This is a genomic window from Luteolibacter yonseiensis (assembly GCF_016595465.1).
Classification (GTDB): domain Bacteria; phylum Verrucomicrobiota; class Verrucomicrobiia; order Verrucomicrobiales; family Akkermansiaceae; genus Luteolibacter; species Luteolibacter yonseiensis.
Genome location: NZ_JAENIK010000012.1, coordinates 426,807 through 448,113, shown reverse-complemented (window position 1 = coordinate 448,113; position 21,307 = coordinate 426,807). Strand labels below are relative to the sequence as shown.

Genomic DNA, 21,307 nt, shown 5'->3' with positions numbered 1-21,307 from the left:
TCACGGGAGTCGTCCGGAAACGGAAGACAGAGACTCTATGGAATCATCCGCAAGTCCAGCGTGAAGGGGAAGTCCGGGCTGGCGGGAGCCTCCCGTGCCTCCATCTTCCCACCGGTGTGGCCATGTGGGAAAAAACGCGCGAGACGCCGGGCTTCCGCCTCGTAGGAATTCACCGGGAAACTCTCATGATTGCGCCCGCCGGGGTGCGCCGCATAATAGGTGCAGCCACCCATCGAGCGGTCGTTCCAGGAATCCAGCAGATCAAAAACCAGCGGCGTGTGCACCGGGATGGTCGGATGCAGGCAGTTCGGCGGCTGCCAGGCCCGGTAGCGCACCCCGGCGACGAATTCACCATGCGTGCCGGTGGGTTTGAGGGGTACTCGGATGCCATTGCAGGTGAGAGAGTGCCGTTCGCCCGTCAGGCCCCGGACAAGCACCTGCATGCGTTCCACCGAGCTGTCCACATAACGGACCGCGGCACCGGCACCGCCTTCCTCACCGAGAACGTGCCACGGCTCGATGGCGTGGCGCATTTCCACCTCCACACCTTTTTGGGTGAACTCGCCGATGCGTGGGAAACGGAATTCGAGATGCGGTGCGAACCAGTCGTCGTCGATCCAGTAGCCCTGCCCGCGCAGATCGGTCAGCACATCGCGGAAATCCTGCCAGATGAAATGCGGCAGCATCCAGCGGTCATGGATCTCGCTGTCCCAGCGGACCAGCGGCTTCGTGTACGGCTCGCGCCAGAACCTCGAAACCAGCGCGCGCAGGACCAGGTGCTGGGCGAGACTCATCTGGTAATGGGGAGGCATTTCGAAATTCCGCATTTCCAGCAGTCCGAGACGCCCGGTGGAGCTGTCCGGACTATAAAGCTTGTCGATACAGAACTCGGCGCGGTGGGTGTTTCCGGTCGGGTCGATCAGCAGGTTCCGGAACGCACGGTCCACCTGCCACGGCAACGGGGTTCCCTCCCCTTCGAGTGTCTTGAATGCGATCTCCAGTTCGTGGATGGAATCATTCCGCGCCTCATCCACCCGTGGGGCCTGCGACGTGGGACCGACGAAGAGGCCGGAAAACAGGTAGCTCATCGACGGATGATGATTCCAGAAGGTGACCATGCTCCGCAGCAGATCCGGCCTGCGCAGCAGCGGACTGTCCGACGGAGTCTCGCCTCCGATGATGATATGATTGCCCCCACCCGTTCCGCAATGGCGGCCATCCACCATGAACTTCTCCGTGGCGAGGCGGCAGAGGTGCGCCTCTTCATACAGCGTCGCGGTGTTGTTCACCAGATCGTCCCACGATGCGGCGGGGTGCAGGTTGACCTCGATCACGCCGGGGTCCGGCGTCACCTTGACCACGCTCAGGCGGGAATCGAAACCGGGCGGCGTGCCCTCCAGCACCACCGGTATTTTCAAGGACGCCGCCGTCTGCTCGATCGTCGCGACGAGATCCAGGAAGTCATCGGTATCGGCCACCGGGGGAAGGAAAATGTGGAGCGTTCCATTCCGGGGCTCCACACAGAGCGCGCTGCGTGTGATCCATGATGCGGACTCCTGCGGCTCGGGTTCGCGTTCCCATGGCTTTTCCTCAGCGGAATTCTCTCCCTCGCGATCCAGCTTCGCCGTCAGCGCGGCGATGGTTTTTTCCTGCCCGCGACGTTGGAGGGAAAGCACGCTGCCGGATGCCTGGACGAACTTCGGCAGGTCCCGCGTCGGATCCTTCGGGATGTGCCAGGGATACTCGGATTCTTTCACCCATGGCAGCGAATCCAATGGAAGTCGGTAGCCCATCGGGGAGTCACCGGGCAGCAAATACATCCGCTCATCGCGCATGAACCAGGGACCGCTCGTCCAGCGCGATCCTTGCGGCGTGTTCCTTCGTTCCAGCGGCAGCGCGTAGCCGACGATCTCATCAATGCCTTGCTGGAACAGGCGTGTCAGCCGGTCCCGCTCGTTCTTGTCCTTCAGATTGGACTTCAGCGGATCCACATTCGCCGGCAGGCGTTTTTCCCTCCACATGTAATAGAGAGCGTCCTCATAAGCCGGGATCAACCACTGCGGATCCGCCCCGAGAGCAACGGTCAAAGCATTCGCGAAATGCTCGGCATGCGTCACGCCGAATTCATATTTTTCCGTATCGTCCGCGATGAGCTTGTCGTCCTCCCAAATCGGCTGGCCGTCCTTTCGCCAGTAACATGCCAGCGACCAACGCGGCAGCACCTCGCCGGGATACCACTTCCCCTGGCCGTAGAAAAGCAGGCCGCCGGGAGCGAATTTCGCCCGCAGGCGCTTGATGAGCTGGCCGGAGAGTTTCCGCTTCGTGGGTCCCATCGCGGCGGTGTTCCATTCCGCACCGTCGAAGTCATCGATGGAAATGAACGTCGGTTCGCCGCCCATCGTCAGGCGCACGTCCATGGCGTTCAGGTCGTCATCGATCTTGCGCCCGGTTTTCAAGATTTCCGCCCACTGCTCCTCGCGGTATGGCAGTGTCGTCCGGGGGGACTCGTAGATCCGCGTGACGGTCATCTCATGCTCCATCGTCGACTCGCACGGCTCCACCCCGCCTGTCACCGGCGCGGCGCTGGATGGCTCGGGCGAGCAAGCCAGCGGCAGGTGCCCTTCCCCGGCCAGCAGGCCGGAGGTCGGATCGAATCCGATCCACCCCGCGCCCGGCAGATAGACTTCCGTCCAAGCATGGAGGTCGGTGAAATCCACCTCGGACCCGACGGGGCCGTCCAATGACTTCACATCGGGCTTCAGTTGGATGAGATAACCCGAGACAAACCGGGACGCCAGTCCGAGATGGCGCAGCAGCACCACCAGCAGCCAGGCGGAATCCCGGCACGAACCCGACGCCAGTTCCAGAGTCTCTTCCGGCGACTGCACCCCCGGCTCCATCCGGATCTTGTAGTCGAGAGCTCCCTGCAGATAGGAATTCACCTCTACAAGAAAATCGACGGTGCGTCCCTTCTTGTATTTGAACAATGAAACCAATTCCGTCAGAAGCGGTCCCGGTTCCTCAGTGACCAGGAAGGGAGAAAGCTCGCGCTTGAGCTCGCCATCATAGGCGAAGGGAAAGTTTTCAGCCTCCGGCTCCAAAAAGAAATCGAACGGATTCTGAACCGACATCTCCACCACCAGATCGACGGTGATGTCCAGGCGGGCGGTGGGCTCGGGAAACATCAAACGCGCCAGATAGTTCGCCTGCGGGTCCTGCTGCCAGTTGATGAAATGCTCCATCGGCCCCACATTCAGGCTGTAAGCCAGAACATTCGAACGGCAATGCGGCGCCGGCCGGAGCCTCACAACGTGAGCGCCATGCCCGACAGGACGATCATATTGATAACTGGTGCGGTGATGCAGTGCGACGTGAATGGACATGGGTGCGACCTATGCTCAGCAACTTCGGTGCCGACTTGCCAGCTAAGTCTCAGGTATTGTCATAAGCCGCTGCTTTTGACCATCCCCCGCCGACCACAGTCAAGCCTAGCTGTTTTTCCAAGCCGCACGGATGCTCGCTTGGGCGATTTGTACGGCAGCCGGATTCACCAGAGGTGCGTCTCCGGAAAGTTCGGCCCCGACGATCGTTGGGAGCAGATCGGTAAGTTCTACTATCAGCCCCGGTAGTTGTTCGATCCCCTGTTCCGCGATCACCACACATTCCCGGTGCCCGATGGACAGGCCGAGCGTCAGCAGCATGCCGTAACTCACCGACGCGACTTCCAGAGCGACGATGTCGTCCCTGACCATCCGCGACACAGGATGCTCGCGCATTTTCCCGTATATTCCCGCCAGGGTTCCGGTGATGGCGGTGATCCCCTCCTTGACGGCGGCTCCGAGCGCCCCGCCCTCCTCTTCCGAAATTCTCTTGAGAACCTCGAGACGTGCTTCGCCGTTATGGACGATCTGATCGAGAACGGCTTTCAACTCTCCGAAGGCGAGCAACCGCTCGTCCTCCGTCTGAATTTTAACGGCGTTCGCGATATCGCGCTCCAAGCCGATCATGTCGTTGAGGTATTGTTTCAAACTGTCGTGGTGTTTTTCGTTCATCACCTTTCATCATCGCACACCATGTTCCAAGTGCAGATCGCCGGAAATGAATCACTTGCGTAATGGGACAGCGTGCCGATTGCAATAAACACCGACATTTCCACGGGCAATTTGCAGGGTGCGGAAAAGGTCTTCCCATTTGAAATCCCGACCGAACCGGATGACATTTCCCCGATGCCCGCCGCCGATCCCCACACCTTTTTCAAAACCAAGGGTTGGCAGCCATTCGATTTCCAGAGGCACACGTGGGAAGCATATTTGTCCGGCCAGTCCGGACTGCTGCATGCGCCGACAGGATTGGGCAAAACCCTGGCGGTTTATCTGGGGCCGCTGGCCGACAGCTTCGCTCACGGCGAGGGATGCAAAATCCTGTGGATCACGCCGCTCCGGGCATTGGCGGCCGATACCTTGCGTGCGCTGCGTGAGCCGCTGGAGGTTTTCGCTCCCGGTCTGGAAGCGGAAGCCCGCACGGGTGACACGCCATCCGCCCTGCGGGCGCGTCTTCGGAAAAAACTTCCACACACGCTGGTCACCACTCCGGAGTCACTCTCGCTGATGCTGACCCATGCTGACTTTCCCGACAAACTCGGCGGGCTGCGCTGTGTGATCGTGGACGAGTGGCACGAGTTGCTGGGAACGAAGCGCGGCGTGCAGACGGAACTCTGCCTGGCAAGGCTGCGTGCGTGGTTCCCCGAAGCGCGGATTTGGGGACTTTCCGCGACGCTGGGAAACCTGACGGAAGCCCGGATGGCGTTGCTGGGAGATGCGTTCGACGGATCGGCGGAAATCACCGCGGACATGAAAAAGCCACTGGTGATCGAAACACTCATCCCCAAGGAAATCGACCGGTTTCCTTGGGCCGGACACATCGGCACACGATTGGCGAAGCAGGTGGCGGATGAGATCGAGAAGGCCAATGTCACCCTGCTTTTCACCAACACCCGTTCCCAAACGGAGATCTGGTTCCAAGAACTGCTCTCGATCCGGCCACGGTGGAAGGGCAAGATCGCCATGCATCACGGCTCCTTGGATCGTGGGGAACGAGACTTGGCGGAAAACGGGCTGCGGGACGGTTCGTTGAAATGTGTCGTCGCCACTTCATCGCTTGATCTCGGGGTGGACTTCTCCCCTGTCGACCAGGTGATCCAGGTGGGATCCCCCAAGGGTGTCGCCAGATTGCTCCAACGCGCCGGTCGCTCGGGCCACCAGCCTGGAAATGTCTCACGAATCGTGGGGGTACCCACCCATGCACTGGAGCTTGTGGAATTCGCCGCCGCCCGGGATGCGGCACTGGCCCGCGATGTGGAGAGCCGCAGGCCGTTGAGGCTGCCGCTGGACCTGCTGGTGCAGCACCTTGTGACCTGCGCGATCGGCACACCGTTCGAACCGGATGAGATGCTCCGGGAGATCCGCTCCACCCACGCCTTCGCGGACCTCGCCGATGAGGAGTGGCAATGGGCGTTGGGATTCATCTCCAACGGCGGCAGCGCGCTCGCCGTTTATCCGCGCTACCGGAAGGCGCATGTGGTGGAGGGAAGATACACGGTGGACGACAAGCGCCTGATCACCCAGCACCGCCTCAGCATCGGAACGATATCCAGCGATCCCGCTGTGACCATCAAGTATGCCGGTGGCCGGGTGTTGGGGACGGTTGAGGAATCATTCATCTCGCGGATCCGGATCGGCGGTTCCCTGGTGTTCGCCGGGAAAAGTCTGGTGCTGGTGCGTTTCCACCAACGGACCGCGACGGTCAGGAACGCGCCCCGTGACAACAAGGGGCAGATCGCCATCTGGGGCGGGAACAAGATGCCGCTGTCGAACGAACTCGCGCATGCGATCGCGAAACGCCTGCAGGGAATCGGTCCGCCCGCCCGTGAAATGGACGCGGTCGCGCCGATTCTCGACATCCAGGCCAGGTGGTCGCGTCTTCCCGGGGATGACGCGCTGCTGGTCGAACACATCCGCTCGCGTCAGGAAGAACATCTGTTTTTCTATCCGTTCGCCGGTCGCCTGGTGCATGAGGGACTTGCCGCGCTGGTGGCCTACCGGATCTCCCGGGAGACGGGCGAAGCGATCGTGACCACCCAGAACGACTACGGCTTCTCACTCAGTGCGAAACGCGGACTCGTGCTGGACGAGCGGATCCTCCGCGACCATCTGTCCGGTGAGAACCTGCTGGACGATCTCATCTCGTGCATGAACACCGCGGAACTCGCCCGCCGGCAGTTCCGTGAAATCGCGCGGGTCTCCGGTCTCATCCTGCAAACACCGCCGGGCCAGAAGGATCGCTCCATGAGGGAGCTCCAGGTCAGTTCCTCGCTGCTTTACGAAGTCCTGACCCGCTACGACGCGGGCAATCTCCTGTTGGAGCAGGCCCGCCGGGAAATCCTCGAACGCCAGTTGGAACTCACGCGCCTGGGCAATGCGATCCACCGGCTGGAGGCGTCCCCGATGCATCTGGTGGAGGTGGAGAACCTGACGCCCATGGCCTTTCCCTTGTGGGCCGACCGCCTGTCCGCCACACTTTCTCCGGGCGACGCGGCCACCCGTCTCGAATCCATGTTGCGCACCCTCAATCAAGCCGCCTCCGTCAGTTGATGCATCCTTTTCCGAAATTACCCTCCCTCTCGTTGCTTGCCGAAGGTGTGGTCTTCCTGACCGACACCTCCACACTCGTGGTCGCGGATGTCCATCTCGGAAAATCGGCGGCGTTCCGCGCGCGCGGGTTGCCCGTTCCCGAAGGAGACACGGCCAGGGATCTGCAACGGTTGCTGGAACTCGGAAAAAGGTGCGGAGCAGGTCATCTTGTCATCGCCGGAGATTTGTTTCACTCCCCATCCGGCATCACCCCGGAACTCGAGGTGGCTCTCGGCGGATTTATCGAAGAGCTGGGCATTCCCCTGACGCTGGTGGCGGGCAACCATGATGCGAAGCTCGCGGCCCTCCCCGCAGGTCTGACCCGCGTTTCCCACCTGGATGTCGGTCCGGGTGTCCGCGTCGTTCACGATCCGGCCCACGCGGCGGGAGACATTTTCCACCTTTCCGGCCATCTGCATCCCGTTGTGAATGTGCGTGACGGAATCCGCGCGTCGCTCCGGCTCCCCTGCTTCATTTTGAAGGACCAGACCCTTGTCCTGCCCGCTTTCGGCAGTTTTACGGGAGGCGCGCCCGTGAAACCGGGAATCGAGGACCGGGTGTTCGTTCCATTGCGGGGCAAGGTGGTGGAACTTCCGGTGGAGATCTGTTGAGATGCCGTTATCTTTTTCATCATCGCGCCAGCGTTGGGAAATGAAAGATCCGGGTTCCAGCCCGTAGCGGAGTCCTTTTCCCGGGCGACCGGCGTCATGACATTTCCGAAATGCGGGTTATTTCTTTTCTCCGTGTATTAATCCGATAGCTTGCTTCTTCCGGAGGGGTTTCTCTTGAATCCCTTTGACATCTCAATAACTCTGGATCAAGTAGCAAGCCAGTCAACCATGTCCACGACACCTTCTGAAAACCCTGAAAAATACCGTTTGATCAAGGCTCCCACGGGAATTACCGGGTTCGATGAAATCACTCTGGGAGGACTGCCCGCCGGAAGACCAACGCTCGTCTGCGGATCGGCAGGTTGTGGCAAATCCCTTTTCGGTGCGGAATTTCTGGTGCGCGGCGTGAGGGAGTTTGGGGAAAACGGCGTGCTTTTCACTTTCGAGGAATCCGCGAACGACATTTACACCAACGTCGAGTCGTTGGGGTTCGGTCTTCCGGAGCTTGTCGCACAGGAAAAAGTCGCGCTCGACCACATTACCATCGACCGCCAGCAGATCGACGAAAACGGCGAATACGATCTGGAAGGACTCTTCGTACGTCTCGCTTACGCGATCGAGTCCGTGAATGCGAAGCGCGTGGTTCTCGATACCATCGAAACGCTTTTCGCGGGATTCCAGAACCAGGCCATCCTGCGTTCCGAGCTACGCCGCCTCTTCGACTGGTTGAAGGATCGCGGGATGACGACGGTCATCACCGCCGAACGTGGCGATGGAGCTCTCACCCGGCAGGGACTTGAGGAGTATGTTTCCGACTGTGTGGTTCTGCTGGACCACCGGGTGACCGGACAGATCTCCACCCGCCGCCTGAGAGTGGTGAAATACCGTGGCTCCGCCCACAGCACGAACGAATTCCCCTTCCTCATCGACTCGGAAGGAATGTCCGTCCTTCCCATCACCAGTGCCGGAATGGATTACGATGTTTCTGACAAGCGCCTTTCCAGCGGGGTGCCGGCTCTGGACGAGATGTTGGACGGCGGCTATTATGAAGGCAGCTGCATCCTTCTGACCGGTACTGCTGGAACCGGCAAATCGACACTGGCGGCACATCTGGCCAACAAAACCTGTGGAACCGGCCAACGCTGTCTCTATTTTTCCTTCGAGGAGAGCCCCAAGCAGATCCTCAGGAACATGCGTACGATCGGCATCGATCTCCAGCCCAGCCTGGAAGACGGATCGCTGGAGATCTGTTCTTCAAGACCGGCCGCCTTCGGACTGGAGATGCATCTGGTCCAGATGCACAAGAAGATCGACACTTTCAAACCGAATGTGGTCATCGTCGACCCGATCTCGAATCTCCACACTGCCGCGAGCGGAGATGAAAGTTCGCAGATGCTGCTGCGTCTCATCGACATCCTCCGGTCGAAACGAATCACCACCTTCCTCATCAACCTCACCCGCAGCGGCAATCTCACGGAAACCAGCGGGGAAGCGCTCAGTTCCATGGTGGACACATGGCTGCTTCTTCGCGATGTGGAAACCTATGGTGAACGCAACCGTGTGATCTATGTGTTGAAGTCCAGAGGCATGCCTCACTCGAACCAGCTTCGCGAATTCATCATCACCCGAAAAGGAGTGGACCTGATTCCCGCCTATCTGGGGTCGGAAGGCGTGCTGACCGGATCGGCGAGATTGGCACAGGAACAACGGGAAACAGCCGCCGCCGCACGCATGACCGATGAAGAGAAGATGGCGGCCCTCAAGCTCGAACAGAAACGGCGGGCGCTGGATGCGCAGATCGAGGTGCTTCGGGCAGAACATCTTGCGGCGGAGGAAGAGCTTTCCAAAATTTCGACAAACCGATCCATCAGGGAAGAGCTGGCCTCCGCCAACGAACGTCAGATGAACCAAAAACGCCTGCGTACCAATGAATCCCGCTGAATTCCATCACAACGTAGACCCCGCGGAGGTAGATCGGGACGATTCCTGGCAGCTCATCCTCTTCGTGGCGGGTCAGAGTCCGAAATCCCTGATGGCATACAGCAATCTCCGGAAGGTCTGCGACAGCCACCTCGCCGGGCGGCACAACCTCCGGCTTGTCGATCTTGCCAAGGAACCTGCGATGGCAAAGCTTCACAAGATCGTGGCCATTCCGACGTTGGTGAGAGAGACCCCCTCTCCCGCCAAACGCATCATCGGCAGCCTTTCCAACATCGACAAACTGCTGCACGACTTGGACCTCGGGCCTGCCGTTTCCTTCCCCAACACACTCACGTGACTGATTTCCCCCCATCCGGCGATTCGCTGTCCCCCAGCGATGAAACACGCCTGGAATTCGAGCGTTTGCTCAGTGGAGCTCCCGCGCAGGATCACTATGTCCTGGTCCTGTTCGTCACCGGTAGCACGCCCAAATCAGCCCAGGCGATTTCAGTGGTCCGGGCCTTGTGCGAGAAACACCTCGCCGGTCGATACGAACTAGAGGTGGTGGACATCTATCAATCCCCCGGTCGTTTGGCCGCCGATCAGATTCTGGCAGCTCCGACCCTTTTGAAAAAAGAGCCGTTTCCCGCCCAAAGGTTGGTCGGCAATCTGGACGACAGCGAGCGGGTGCTCATCGGTTTGAATCTGAAAAGCCCTGCGGAAAACAACATCAACTGGCTTGAAGTATGAGTGACAACACCGCTATCGTGCCGTCGGCTTCAAACGAGCAAGGCCAGCCGAACCATCACTGGGTCAGCAGTTCCGAATTGCTTGCACTCAAGCAGAAACTGCGGGAGGCCCAGGAAACCCTGGAGGCGATCCAGTCCGGAGACGTCGATGCGGTCGTTGTGAGCAGTGAGGAAGGAAGTCATATTTATACGTTGAACGGTGCGGAAGAGCCTTACCGGATCTTCGTGGAGCAGATGCAGGAAGGTGCGGTCACCGTTTCGGAAGAAGGTCTCGTTCTCTATTGCAATCGCAAGTTTTCGGAGTTTCTGGGCTTGCCTCTCGAGAAGGTCATCAGCTCCCCTCTTGCGGATCACTTCGAGGAAAGCGTCTGGAAATCCATACGCCACGGACTATCCCAAGCCGGTACTACGGCGGTCAAGGTGGAGACATCCCTTCCGGGATCCGGCCGGCCCCTTCCCGTCCTGATCACCGCCAGCACCCTGATGACGGTTGGCGAGGAGATCACCTGCCTGGTGGTGACGGACCTGTCGGATCAGAAGCGGAATGAAACGCTGACGCTCGCGCGCGACGTCGCGGAAGCGGCGAACCACTCGAAGGATTCGTTCCTTGCGGTGTTGAGCCATGAGCTTCGCACCCCGCTGACTCCCGCTCTCATGGCGGCATCCCTGCTGGAACGTGATCCGGCGCTGACCGACCAGTCCCGTGAACTCGCGGTGATGATCCGGCGCAATGTCGAGGTGGAAACCCGGCTGATCGACGACCTGCTCGATCTCACCCGGATCACCCAGGGCAAGATCCAGCTTCGCAAGGAGATCATTGATGTCCACAAGATCATCCGGGACGCCGCCGCGGTATGCCAAGCGGAACTGGATGACCATGGACAGCACCTTTCCCTCGAACTGGTGGCCGCCAGAAGCCAGATTGTGGGAGACCCGGTGAGGATCCAACAAGTGCTGTGGAACCTCATCCGCAACGCGAGCAAGTTCAGCGGGAGGGCGAAACAAGTCTTCATCACATCCGAAAACACCGCGGACGGCACGCTCAGGGTGGCTGTCAGGGATGAAGGGGTGGGGATTCCCGAAGACATCCTGCCACGCTTGTTCAGCCCCTTCGAACAAGGGAGCGAGGAGATCACGCGCAGGTTCGGAGGATTGGGACTCGGCCTCGTCATCAGCAAATCCATTGTGGAACTCCATGACGGACGCATCGAGGCCTTCAGCGAAGGGCAGGATCGTGGAAGCCGTTTCGAACTTTCCTTCCAACCTCTTCCGGCGAAAGGTGAAAAGCGGTCGCCCGAGGGTTCTCCGAACAAGGGCACGATCCTCCTGGTGGAGGACAACTCGGATTCCCGCCTCACCATGACCATACTGCTGAATTCCCTCGGCTACGCGGTTGAAGGGGCGAAGGATCTGCGCACCGCCCTGAGTTCCTCCGAAGACAGGAACTTTGATCTTGTTATCAGCGACATCGGCCTGCCCGATGGAACCGGATACGAGTTCATGCGCGAGTTCCGGACCCGGTCCAAGATCCCGAGCATCGCAGTGAGTGGTTACGGACAAAATGAGGACATCGAAAAGGCCTTGGAAGCGGGCTTCAATTATCACTTGGTGAAACCCGTGGATTCCCGGTCTCTTGAAGCCACGGTGTTGAAAGCGCTTCTCTCAGGATCCTGACCATCCGTCATCCCCACGGACCGGACGTCATTGCTCGGAAAGCAGGCTCTCCAATTTGTTCCGGGTTTGTTCCCACAGGCGCCAATAGACACCGTCATCTTCGGGGAATTCGTAGAGGATGACGGATGAAAGGTCGCGCTGCCTGAGTTCCACCTTTGCGGTGAACGGATTCAGATAGAGCACGGAAAGCTTCCGGTCCGTTTCCTCGGGAAAATCGATCACCACCCCTGCCGCATGGAATTCCATTCCATCTTCGAGATTTCCCGCTGATTCGACATCCCTGAAAAAACGTCTGACCGATCCCACGGGTAGCGGGATCGGCCGGGTTTCCGGCAAAGGTGCGGGAACGGCAATTTCCGGATCGGTCATCATTGGAGGGTCGGTCTACCTGTGGCGCGTTCCACGGCGGAAGCAAGGGCTTCTCCCAGCACGCGGCGGGCGGTCTGGATCGGTATTTCTTCCGAATAGGCCAGCTCCAGAGCCCGTCTACCGCTTTTGATCCTCCTCGGCAGTTCGTCGGCCGGACAATCGAGATGATCGAGGGCGTCCGCCATCTTGATCAGGCGGGCCTCCCACACCTCATCATACAACCGTTCCCAATATTCGGCTTTCGCATATCCATCATCCTTGGTCATCGCGACCACCAGATGGAGCACCCGCGGTCCAAGGGTCTCCCTGATCTCGGCACCTGTCAGACGGGTTTTTTCCAAAGTGTCGTGGAGCAGCGCGGCGGCCGCCACCTCGGGATCGGTGCAACCGAAGAGGCAGGTCACCGCCATTGAAACGCCCATGGCATGCGCGATGTAGGGAATGTCAGTGTTCCGGATTGTCTGTCCGGCATGTGCTTTCGCCGCGAGGGCGGCCGCGGTCTGGAGGGTGTTGACGGAATCAAAGCTCATCGCTGAAGCCATTCGCAGTTATCATACCATCCGGAGGACCGTCCAATCACGTCAAATCTCAAGCTGCGGATTCCACACGTCATGCGGGTCTGCACGATGGAACAGGAACAGCAGTGCAAAATACAGCTGGATCCGATCACTCCTTAGGAGAGGTTTCCCGTCATGTTACTCCTTCCGGGCTTGTTTACAAGCGTTCTGAGTTCATCCCGCTTCCCCCGCCACTCATGGTATGCCGCCTGCGAGGACGCCGCGACCGTCCTCAGAATCCATGGCCACTCATAAAAAAACCCCACGTCCTACCACTCCCGAGCAGGCGAAACTTCCTGCGGAAACCCATCAGACGGCTTCCGAAAGCCAGGTGGTGCTCACCACCAATCAAGGTCTTCCGATCTCCGACAACCAGAACTCGCTCAAGGTTGGCGAACGCGGCCCCGTTCTGTTGGAAGACTTCATCCTGCGGGAGAAGATCACACATTTCGACCACGAGCGCATCCCGGAACGTATCGTCCATGCCCGCGGCTCCGGGGCACACGGCTACTTCCAACCTTACGAGTCCCAAGCGGATGTGACCAAGGCCAAGTTCCTTCAGGATCCAAAGAAACGCACCGAGGTTTTCGCGCGGTTCTCCACTGTCGCAGGCGGAGCAGGATCGGTGGATCTCCCACGGGATGTGCGCGGGTTCGCGGTGAAGTTCTACACCGAGGAGGGAAATTTCGACCTCGTGGGAAACAACATCCCGGTCTTCTTCATCCAAGATGCGATGAAATTTCCGGATGTGATCCACGCCGTGAAAATGGAACCGGATCGCGGATTTCCCCAAGCGGCATCCGCACATGCCACTTTCTGGGACTTTATCTCCCTCACGCCGGAGAGCATGCACATGGTCATGTGGGCCATGTCGGACCGGGCGATCCCGCGTTCGCTGAGAATGATCGAAGGCTTCGGGGTCCACACTTTCCGGCTGATCAACGAACAGGGCGAGTCACGTTTCGTGAAATTCCACTGGCGTCCGACCATCGGAGCCTCGGCCGTTGTCTGGGACGAGGCGGTGAAAATCAGCGGGGCGGATCCGGACTTCCACCGGCGCGATCTGTGGGAAGCCATTGATCGCGGGGATTTCCCGGAATGGGAGCTCGGTTTGCAGATCTTTGATGAGAAGACCGCGGCTTCGCTGGACTTCGACGTGCTGGATCCGACCAAACTCATTCCAGAGGAAATAGTGCCATTGCGCATGGTCGGAAAAATGGTCCTCAACCGGAATCCCGACAATCATTTCGCTGAGACCGAACAGGTGGCCTTCTGTCCCAGCCACATCGTCCCTGGCATCGGTTTTTCAGACGATCCCCTGTTACAAGGGCGCCTCTTCTCCTATCTTGATACCCAGCTCAGCCGCCTCGGCGGACCCAACTTCCATCAGATACCCATCAACGCGCCGCGCTGCCCGATGAGGAATTTCCAACGCGACGGTCTCCGCCAGATGGACGTGCCAAAAGGCCGCGTCGCATACGAACCGAACAGTTTGGAACCACAGGCCCCGCGTGAATGCCCGATGCACGGCTTCCGTACTCCACCGGAACCGGTCGACGGCACCAAACTCCGCAAGCGTGCCGAGACCTTCGCGGACCACTACTCGCAGGCCCGCATGTTCTTCCGCTCGATGACACCGCCGGAACAAAACCACATCGCTTCAGCGCTCGCATTCGAACTGGCACACGTTGAGATCAAACCGATCCGCCGCAAGATGCTGGGTCATTTGAAAAATATCGACACCGCCCTCCATGACACCGTCGCGGCGGCGCTCGGAATGGAAGGCCAGACGGAAGAGGTGAGCCCTGCGGTGACTCCCCGCGATCTTCCTGCCTCGCAATCACTCAGTCTGCTTGCGAAGGATCCAGCTACGCTCAAAGGCCGGAAGGTCGGCATCCTTTTGAGCGATGGCTTCGACTCCACGCTGCTCGCGAGTATCAGATCCACGTTGAAAAAAGAGCGGGCGGCCATCGCTCTGATCGCCCCCAAGATCGGCGGAGCCACCGGATCCGATGGCGTGCACCTGGAAGTGGACTTCGCTTTGTCCGGCGGCCCCTCGTTCTTTTTCGACACTGTCATCCTGCTCTTGTCCGAATCAGGCTGCGCGGAACTGCTGGAAGAAGCCGCCGCGGTCAATTGGGTCCGCGACGCATTCGGCCATTTGAAGGTTATCGGCCATGTTCCCGCCGCCCTTCCCCTGCTCGATGCGTCGGCTGTTGTGGCCGATGAAGGAATCGTGCCCATCACCGGTCGAAAGGACCTCACCACCTATATCGCTGCGGCCCGTGGCGGACGCCGCTGGGAACGGGAGCCCAAGCTCAGAAGCATCGGCTGATGCGGCAATCCAACCACGCAATTCATGAAACCGAAAATCATCTTCATCCACGGCATGTTCCTCACTCCCAAAAGTTGGGAGAAATGGGTCGGCTATTTTGAGAACCTCGGCTACGAATGCCATGCTCCGGCCTGGCCGATGCATGAGCAGGAACCTGCGTTGCTCAGGGAAAACATCCCTGCCGATCTCGGCAGCCTCGGGCTGGCGACTCTCTATCGCCACCACGCGGCGTTGTTGGAAAAACAGCTCACACCGCCTGTCGTAATCGGCCACTCCATGGGCGGGCTGCTGATGCAGAAGCTCGCCGCGGCAGGATTGATCCGTGCGGGTGTGGGGATCTGTTCCGTTGCTCCTAACAGGATGCTTGCCGCAGACTGGGGATTCCTCCGCAACAGCGCATCGATCACGAATCCATTCGCCGGAGATGAGCCTTACGAGATGACTCCGGAGCTTTTCCACCAGAACTTCGGAAACACGATGACGGAAGAGGACAGCAACTCCGCGTATCGGGACTTCGCCGTCCACGAAAGCCGACAGGTCCTGCGCAACATCATGGGCGAGGACGGGCAAGTGGATGTCGACCAGCCGCACGTTCCACTGCTCTTTCTGGGAGCGTTGGAAGACGAGATCATCCCGAACACCTTGGTCGCGCGAAACGCCCATGCCTACACCGATGAGAGATCCCACTCCGAATACTTCGGATTCTCCGGCCGCGGCCATTTCATCTGCGGCCAGAACGGCTGGGAAGAAGTCGCGCTGCACATCGCCAACTGGCTCGAATCCCACCTCGCCGCGACGAGATCCTGATCAACCTCACCCATAACACATTACGATAATGAAAGCTCTTTGCTGGCATGGAAAAAGCGACGTCCGCGTCGACACGGTGTCCGATCCCGAGATTCTCGATCCCCGTGACATCATCATCCGCATCACCGCCACCGGCATCTGTGGCTCAGATCTACATCTCTACGACGGCGTCACTCCGACGATGGAGGCCGGTGACATCATCGGCCACGAACCGATGGGCATCGTGGTGGAAACCGGGCGGGACGTGCGAAAATTCAAAAAAGGCGACCGCGTCGTGGTGCCGTTTGTCATCGCCTGCGGCAGTTGTTATTTCTGCGAGAAAACCTTGTTCTCCTGTTGCGACACCACCAATCCCGGGGCCGACTTGGCAAAAGCGGCGATGGGCCAGGCTCCTGCCGGACTGTTTGGCTATTCCGGGATGATGGGTCGTTATCCCGGCGGCCAGGCGGAGTATCTCCGCGTGCCGCATGCGGATGTGGGACCTATCAAGATCGAGTCCGATCTGTCCGACGAGAAGGTCCTCTTCCTATCCGATATTTTCCCGACCGGCTACATGGCGGCGGAAAACGCCGGGATCGAGCCCGGTGACACCGTCGCCATCTGGGGCTGCGGCCCTGTGGGCCAGTTCGCGATCCAGTGCTCATGGATGTTGGGTGCCGGCCGGGTGATCGCCATAGACCGCGTGCCCGAACGTCTCGAAATGGCACGGGTTCACGGCAAGGCGGAGATCCTGAATTTTGATAACGATCCCATCCACGAACGCCTGATGGAGATGACCGGAGGCCGTGGCCCGGACAGGTGCATCGATGCGGTGGGTGCGGAAGCCCACGGCGCCGGCTCCCTCGATGCCGTGATCGACAGGGCGAAACAGGCGGTGGGACTCACGATGGACCGCCCCCATGCCTTGCGCCAGGCGATCATGGCGTGCAGGAAAGCAGGCACGCTGTCGATCCCTGGTGTTTACATCGGACTTCTGGACAAGGTCCCCTTCGGTGCGATTGTCGGCAAGGGGTTGACGGTCAAATCCGGCCAGACACACGTCCAACGCTATCTGGCACCGCTCCTCAACAAGATCGAAGCGGGCGAGATCGACCCTTCGTTTGTGGTCACACACCGCATTCCCCTCGAACACGCCCCTGCCGCATACGAAAAATTCCGGGACAAAACGGATGGCTGCATCAAGGTGGTCATCAAGCCCGGCATGGATGGCAGCGACCTGACTCCGGCGGCCGACACACTGCGGGACGAGACCGAGAGCATCGGCCTGCAAGCCGGTTTGTCGCGTGACGGTGGGATGCCTCCGGTATTGGCATGATTGGGATTTGTAATTTTTAAAAACGATTATGGAAAATATCAACGGAGTGATGATGCAGTTCTTCCACTGGTACAATGCGCCGGATGGATCGCTGTGGAACGAATTCAAGAAGGAGATTCCTTCTCTGGTGGAAGCCGGGTTTACCGCCGTATGGCTGCCACCGGCTTACAAGGGAGCGGCAGGCGGCATGGACGTGGGCTATTCGGTCTATGACATGTACGACCTCGGCGAGTTCGACCAGAAAGGATCCGTCCGCACCAAATACGGCACGCGGGACGAGCTTCTCTGCGCCGTGGCGGAGGCACGCCGGGCCGGCATCCACATCTACTGGGATGTGGTGCTGAACCACCGCATGGGTGGAGACGAGGAGGAGGAATTCACGGCCACTCCTTATAATGATGAAAACCGCAACGAACAGGCCGGAGAACCGCGGACCATCAAATCCTACACCCACTACACCTTCCCCGGCCGCAAGAAGAAATATTCGGAGATGGAGTGGCATTGGTGGCACTTCACCAGTTGCGACTACGACGCGAACAATCCCGACAGCAACGACATCTTCCTTTTCGACGGGAAGGAGTTCGACACGGAGGTGGACCTTGAGAAAGGTTCGTTCGACTATCTCATGGGATGCGATGTGGATGTGAAGAACGAGGAGGTTAAGAATGAGATCAAACACTGGGGCGAATGGTTCCTGGATACGGTCGGGATGGACGGTGTCCGTTTCGACGCGGTGAAACACGTGCAGGCGGGATTCTTCCCCGAGTGGTTGGACCACGTCCGGAACTACGCGCAGCGGAAGATCTTCGCGGTGGGTGAATACTGGTCTTATGAAATCGAAGCGCTGCACCACTTCATTTCCGTGACCAACGGAGATGTCGCCCTCTTCGACGCGCCGCTGCACCGCAATTTTTCCGAAGCGAGCAAGGCTGGAAACAGCTTCGACATGTCCGCCATTTTCGAAAACACGTTGGTAAAGAACGAACCGGAGCTCGCGGTGACCATCGTGGCCAATCACGACACCCAGCCATTGCAGGCGTTGGAATCCGTGGTCGAGGAGTGGTTCAAACCTCTGGCCTACGCGTTGATCCTCCTCCGCCGCGAAGGCTACCCCTGCGTTTTTTATGCGGATTACTACGGGGTCAGCTACGAGGACGTCGGCAGGGACGGGAATACCTATCAGATCGAAATCCTCTGCCATCGGAAGACCATCGACGACCTCATGCGCGTACGGGGCACCCATTCCTATGGAGATCAGTATGATTATTTCGATCATCCCAATACCATCGGATGGACCCGCCTCGGAACGGAGGAGCATCCGGGAGGACTCGCGGTGGTCCTGAGCAACGGCGAAGCGGGAACCAAGCGGATGGAAACCTCGCTCGTCGATCACGAATTCTATGACGTGCTGGGGAACATCGACGAGGTCATCCGGACCGACTCCGAAGGGTGGGCCGAGTTCCGCAGCAATGCCGGAAGCGTTTCGGTCTGGCTTCCAAGGTAACCCGCTCCCTCCGTACCGATGAATCTGACAGACCATGCCCGCAGGGTCACATCCTCCCGCAAGGGAAAATGGATCGTGGGGTGTCTCGCCGTCGCCATCATCGGCTGGTGGGCCGGCAACAGTCTGATCGCCTCCGGTTTGGAAAAATCCCTTACTTCCGGAGCCGCCAAAAGAGGCATGCTGCTGGAGTGGAAAACCTCGTCATGGGATCCATGGCGCGGTCTCCACCTCACCGGGCTGCGACTGAGCGAACGGGCCGATGGCGGATCAGCCATCGCCGAGTTGGAGAACCTCAATCTCGACCTGCCGCTGGGTCAGTTGTTCGCCGGAAGCGCGAGAGAGACCCGTTGGTCCGTCAAGGATTCGAACGTGGTTCTTCGCGACACAGCCGGGACGGTGAACTTGGAACGGGTTTCGCTGGAGATCCGGGCCAGCAACGGTGAGATCAAGGTGCTCAGTTTCAAGGGCGGCAAGGAAGGTCTCAGAACCGATTTGACGGGAAAGATCATTTTCAGCCGGTTCCGGACAAGCCCTTCGGTCCACCGCGCTCTCGATCTGCGCCCGGTAAGGGCCACGCTGGCGACCTTGGATGTCAGGCGTGAAACCGGCACCTTCCACGTTACGGGAAATTTCACCGTCGACCTCAGGAACGGCGAACGGCATTGGCTTGCGAACCTGGCCGGCACCGGGCGTGATCTGGAATGGAAAGGCGTGCGATGGACCTCCGCGAACGCACGGGCCACCATGTCCTCCACAGTCTCTGAAATCCGATACGATCTCGCCACCGCCAATGGTTTCACGCAGGGGAACGTCTCAAAGGCCGGATGGCACGACTCCCCTTTCACATTCAAGGGAGAACTGGGCGACTCCAAAGGGCACAAGGACGAATATCACGGCAACCACCACAACCGCGTGTTGACGGTTCAAGGCCTTGAGGGCGAAGCGGACCTCTTTCTTCTTTCACAGGACATTCCGGCACTCGCTCCACTGCGTCCCCGGGGAGTGTCATTTGAAACCTTTCCCATGGTGGATCTGCGGGGGCTGATCTTCGATTTCTCATCAGGAACTCCCCGCTGGTCATTCGACTCCCTCGCGGTCCGGACGAAAGAAAACGTCACCATCACCGCAGATGGGAAGGACCTGGAATTACGCGATTTGTCCGTCGATGCCACCCACGATGGCGACCGGTTGGTCGTCAGGAAATCAACTGCCGGAGTTTTCAATGGCAGGGTCAACCTCGCCGGCACCTATCGGGATGGAGGGTTGCGCGACGCGCGAATCGGCATCGAGAGCATCAAGCTTGCGGAGATCAAGCAGATGATCGGCACCGGCAAGAAGAGGAGCGGTCCGGGAGTGTTGAGCGCCGACTATAGGGGAGACATCGATTTCCGAACCAAGCTTGCCGATGGCAAGGGGACGATGCGCCTTGAGAACGCTCCGGTACTAGAGGTGCCGTTGCTGGATCAGGTTTACGACATTTTCATGGAGTTGATCCCCGGAGTCAAACGTGCGGATGAAGGCACGTTCGACGCCGGGTTCCGGGTAAGGGGAAAGACTGTAGAAGTGACCGACTTCGAGGCGCGGGGTGGTTCCCTCACGGTCACCGCGGTGGGAACGGTGGACCTTGACGCACACCGGGTATCAGGACGGGCCCGGGGAAAACTTGTCGGGCTGCCGGGTGTTGTCACCAGCCCGCTGAGCCGTTTGTTGGAAATGGAGGTCGCCGGACCTTACGAGGACATCCGTGTCAAACCGCTCGGGCCGGCGAAGCTTGCCTCCAACACGGCTTCCGGCGTGGTGGGCGTGGCGGTGGACACCATTGAGGAAACCGGCAAGGTCATGGGCACGGTTCTCGCCGAGGGAGTGAAATTGCCTTTCCGATTGTTTCAGCAAGACGAGGACGACGGCAAGAAAGCGGATTGACGAAACTCCGGATCCAACAGAGGCCACCGCTCACTTGTCAACCGGCAGCAAGGTCTTTCCTTTCAGGTGGTGCGACCAGCGTTTGTCAAAAACCGCCTCGGCGGAAATGGGAGTCCCGTCGTCCGGATATTCGGTTGGAAGGAGACCGCTGCTCATTGCACCCGTCCCGGTGGTGGTCGTGGCGGCCAGAGAACCACTGGGGTTTCGGGTGATCCGGAATGAGGTGGTTTTGGTCGTGTTGAAATAATACCGATCCCAATCGATGCTGCCGATCAGGGCTTCCGCGACATCGGACGGCAGGCTGCCGCGCAAGCCTTCCTGTGTGGTGGCGATCACCTGTTTGGATGGTTCGTCCATTCCGGTCCGGTCCAGCGAAATTCCGGTCTCATCGGCCATCGTGACCCGGACATGTTTTTTCTCCTCGTCTAGAATCTGCCGATAGCTCGCCTCCATCACTTCAAGCGCCGCTTTTTTATCAGAATCGCCGACCCCTAACATCGTCAGGGCATCAGGCATTTTCCGAATGATCACTTCGAAGTCACTGTATGAGAACTGGCTCTCTTTCAAGATCTCGGTGACGGCTTTCAAAGGGATTGAAACGCGTGGCTCCTTTTCACCGGCTGTCCTGTCCGAACGTGAAACCCGGCGGCGGGAATCGGAATTGGGATTGTCCTCTTGGGTACTGATGACGGAGTTGAAGCCCTCCCTGTGTAATTTCACCTGGGTTGGAAGTGGAGAGGCTTTGACCGTGGGACCGGTCGTAAGTCGTCCGGCGAAGAACGAACCCGCTGCGGCGAAGACGCAGATAACCGGCCATTTCGATTTCATGTATGTCATGCTCCCAGATTCTCCAG

General features: G+C 59.3%; 16 protein-coding genes. 11 read left to right on the top strand and 5 right to left on the bottom strand.

Annotated elements, in window-relative coordinates; translation table 11 throughout:
• Positions 1–35 precede the first annotated feature (35 nt).
• Together JIN84_RS17590 and JIN84_RS17585 are read right to left on the bottom strand one after the other, a co-directional pair.
• On the bottom strand, positions 36–3,383 hold the full coding sequence (locus tag JIN84_RS17590) for a transglutaminase family protein (RefSeq protein WP_200352379.1): 3,348 nt from the start codon (positions 3,381–3,383) through the stop codon (positions 36–38).
• A 105-nt stretch (positions 3,384–3,488) separates the two neighbouring features.
• Positions 3,489–4,052 (bottom strand): hypothetical protein, encoded by a 564-nt coding sequence (locus JIN84_RS17585; protein ID WP_200352378.1) that lies wholly within the window; start codon positions 4,050–4,052, stop codon positions 3,489–3,491.
• Positions 4,053–4,124: 72 nt separating this feature from the next.
• Here JIN84_RS17585 and JIN84_RS17580 point away from each other — a divergent pair, with 72 nt between their 5' ends.
• From JIN84_RS17580 to JIN84_RS17555, 6 genes are all read left to right on the top strand, one after another.
• The gene (locus JIN84_RS17580; RefSeq protein ID WP_200352377.1) at positions 4,125–6,650 is read left to right on the top strand and encodes a ligase-associated DNA damage response DEXH box helicase; all 2,526 of its coding nucleotides are present in this window, start codon (positions 4,125–4,127) and stop codon (positions 6,648–6,650) included.
• On the top strand, positions 6,650–7,300 hold the full coding sequence (gene pdeM / locus JIN84_RS17575; RefSeq protein WP_200352376.1) for a ligase-associated DNA damage response endonuclease PdeM: 651 nt from the start codon (positions 6,650–6,652) through the stop codon (positions 7,298–7,300). Before JIN84_RS17580 ends, pdeM begins: the two co-directional genes overlap by 1 nt.
• A gap of 228 nt (positions 7,301–7,528) precedes the next feature.
• On the top strand, positions 7,529–9,241 hold the full coding sequence (kaiC, locus tag JIN84_RS17570) for a circadian clock protein KaiC (RefSeq protein WP_200352375.1): 1,713 nt from the start codon (positions 7,529–7,531) through the stop codon (positions 9,239–9,241).
• A complete protein-coding gene (locus tag JIN84_RS17565; protein WP_200352374.1) occupies positions 9,228–9,578 on the top strand; it encodes a circadian clock KaiB family protein in 351 nt (116 codons plus the stop codon). Before kaiC ends, JIN84_RS17565 begins: the two co-directional genes overlap by 14 nt.
• Entirely contained in the window at positions 9,575–9,970 is a 396-nt protein-coding gene (locus JIN84_RS23120) for a circadian clock KaiB family protein (RefSeq protein ID WP_200352373.1), read from the top strand. Before JIN84_RS17565 ends, JIN84_RS23120 begins: the two co-directional genes overlap by 4 nt.
• On the top strand, positions 9,967–11,643 hold the full coding sequence (locus tag JIN84_RS17555; protein ID WP_200352372.1) for an ATP-binding protein: 1,677 nt from the start codon (positions 9,967–9,969) through the stop codon (positions 11,641–11,643). Before JIN84_RS23120 ends, JIN84_RS17555 begins: the two co-directional genes overlap by 4 nt.
• A 27-nt stretch (positions 11,644–11,670) precedes the next feature.
• Here JIN84_RS17555 and JIN84_RS17550 read toward each other — a convergent pair whose 3' ends face one another.
• Together JIN84_RS17550 and JIN84_RS17545 are read right to left on the bottom strand one after the other, a co-directional pair.
• Entirely contained in the window at positions 11,671–11,889 is a 219-nt protein-coding gene (locus tag JIN84_RS17550) for a hypothetical protein (protein ID WP_200352371.1), read from the bottom strand.
• Between the two features lie 122 nt (positions 11,890–12,011).
• Positions 12,012–12,542 (bottom strand): HD domain-containing protein, encoded by a 531-nt coding sequence (locus JIN84_RS17545; protein ID WP_200352370.1) that lies wholly within the window; start codon positions 12,540–12,542, stop codon positions 12,012–12,014.
• A gap of 268 nt (positions 12,543–12,810) precedes the next feature.
• On the opposite strand from JIN84_RS17545, the gene JIN84_RS17540 reads away from it, so the two are divergent.
• From JIN84_RS17540 to JIN84_RS17520, 5 genes are read left to right on the top strand one after another with little or no spacing between them, the layout of a single operon-like run.
• The gene (locus JIN84_RS17540) at positions 12,811–14,904 is read left to right on the top strand and encodes a catalase (protein WP_200352369.1); all 2,094 of its coding nucleotides are present in this window, start codon (positions 12,811–12,813) and stop codon (positions 14,902–14,904) included.
• 24 nt (positions 14,905–14,928) lie between these two features.
• On the top strand, positions 14,929–15,711 hold the full coding sequence (locus JIN84_RS17535; RefSeq protein WP_200352368.1) for an alpha/beta hydrolase: 783 nt from the start codon (positions 14,929–14,931) through the stop codon (positions 15,709–15,711).
• Between the two features lie 28 nt (positions 15,712–15,739).
• Positions 15,740–17,026: a zinc-dependent alcohol dehydrogenase gene (locus JIN84_RS17530; RefSeq protein ID WP_200352367.1), complete on the top strand. Its 1,287-nt coding sequence runs from the start codon at positions 15,740–15,742 to the stop codon at positions 17,024–17,026.
• A 28-nt stretch (positions 17,027–17,054) separates the two neighbouring features.
• Entirely contained in the window at positions 17,055–18,530 is a 1,476-nt protein-coding gene (locus tag JIN84_RS17525; RefSeq protein ID WP_200352366.1) for an alpha-amylase, read from the top strand.
• An 18-nt stretch (positions 18,531–18,548) separates the two neighbouring features.
• Positions 18,549–20,453 (top strand): hypothetical protein, encoded by a 1,905-nt coding sequence (locus JIN84_RS17520; protein WP_200352365.1) that lies wholly within the window; start codon positions 18,549–18,551, stop codon positions 20,451–20,453.
• Positions 20,454–20,483: 30 nt separating this feature from the next.
• On the opposite strand, the gene JIN84_RS17515 is transcribed toward JIN84_RS17520, so the two are convergent.
• Positions 20,484–21,290, bottom strand: a complete 807-nt coding sequence (locus tag JIN84_RS17515) for a hypothetical protein (protein ID WP_200352364.1) — start codon at positions 21,288–21,290, stop codon at positions 20,484–20,486.
• Positions 21,291–21,307 lie beyond the last annotated feature (17 nt).

Coding starts and splice junctions, on each gene's coding strand:
- JIN84_RS17540 (WP_200352369.1), top strand. CDS start 12,811: ATGGCCACTCATAAAAAAACCCCACGTCCTACCACTCCCGAGCAGGCG.
- JIN84_RS17545 (WP_200352370.1), bottom strand. CDS start 12,542: ATGAGCTTTGATTCCGTCAACACCCTCCAGACCGCGGCCGCCCTCGCG.
- kaiC (WP_200352375.1), top strand. CDS start 7,529: ATGTCCACGACACCTTCTGAAAACCCTGAAAAATACCGTTTGATCAAG.
- JIN84_RS17590 (WP_200352379.1), bottom strand. CDS start 3,383: ATGTCCATTCACGTCGCACTGCATCACCGCACCAGTTATCAATATGAT.
- JIN84_RS17530 (WP_200352367.1), top strand. CDS start 15,740: ATGAAAGCTCTTTGCTGGCATGGAAAAAGCGACGTCCGCGTCGACACG.
- JIN84_RS17565 (WP_200352374.1), top strand. CDS start 9,228: ATGAATCCCGCTGAATTCCATCACAACGTAGACCCCGCGGAGGTAGAT.
- JIN84_RS17555 (WP_200352372.1), top strand. CDS start 9,967: ATGAGTGACAACACCGCTATCGTGCCGTCGGCTTCAAACGAGCAAGGC.
- JIN84_RS17585 (WP_200352378.1), bottom strand. CDS start 4,052: ATGAACGAAAAACACCACGACAGTTTGAAACAATACCTCAACGACATG.
- JIN84_RS17525 (WP_200352366.1), top strand. CDS start 17,055: ATGGAAAATATCAACGGAGTGATGATGCAGTTCTTCCACTGGTACAAT.
- JIN84_RS17535 (WP_200352368.1), top strand. CDS start 14,929: ATGAAACCGAAAATCATCTTCATCCACGGCATGTTCCTCACTCCCAAA.
- pdeM (WP_200352376.1), top strand. CDS start 6,650: ATGCATCCTTTTCCGAAATTACCCTCCCTCTCGTTGCTTGCCGAAGGT.
- JIN84_RS17515 (WP_200352364.1), bottom strand. CDS start 21,290: ATGACATACATGAAATCGAAATGGCCGGTTATCTGCGTCTTCGCCGCA.
- JIN84_RS17550 (WP_200352371.1), bottom strand. CDS start 11,889: ATGGAATTCCATGCGGCAGGGGTGGTGATCGATTTTCCCGAGGAAACG.
- JIN84_RS17520 (WP_200352365.1), top strand. CDS start 18,549: ATGAATCTGACAGACCATGCCCGCAGGGTCACATCCTCCCGCAAGGGA.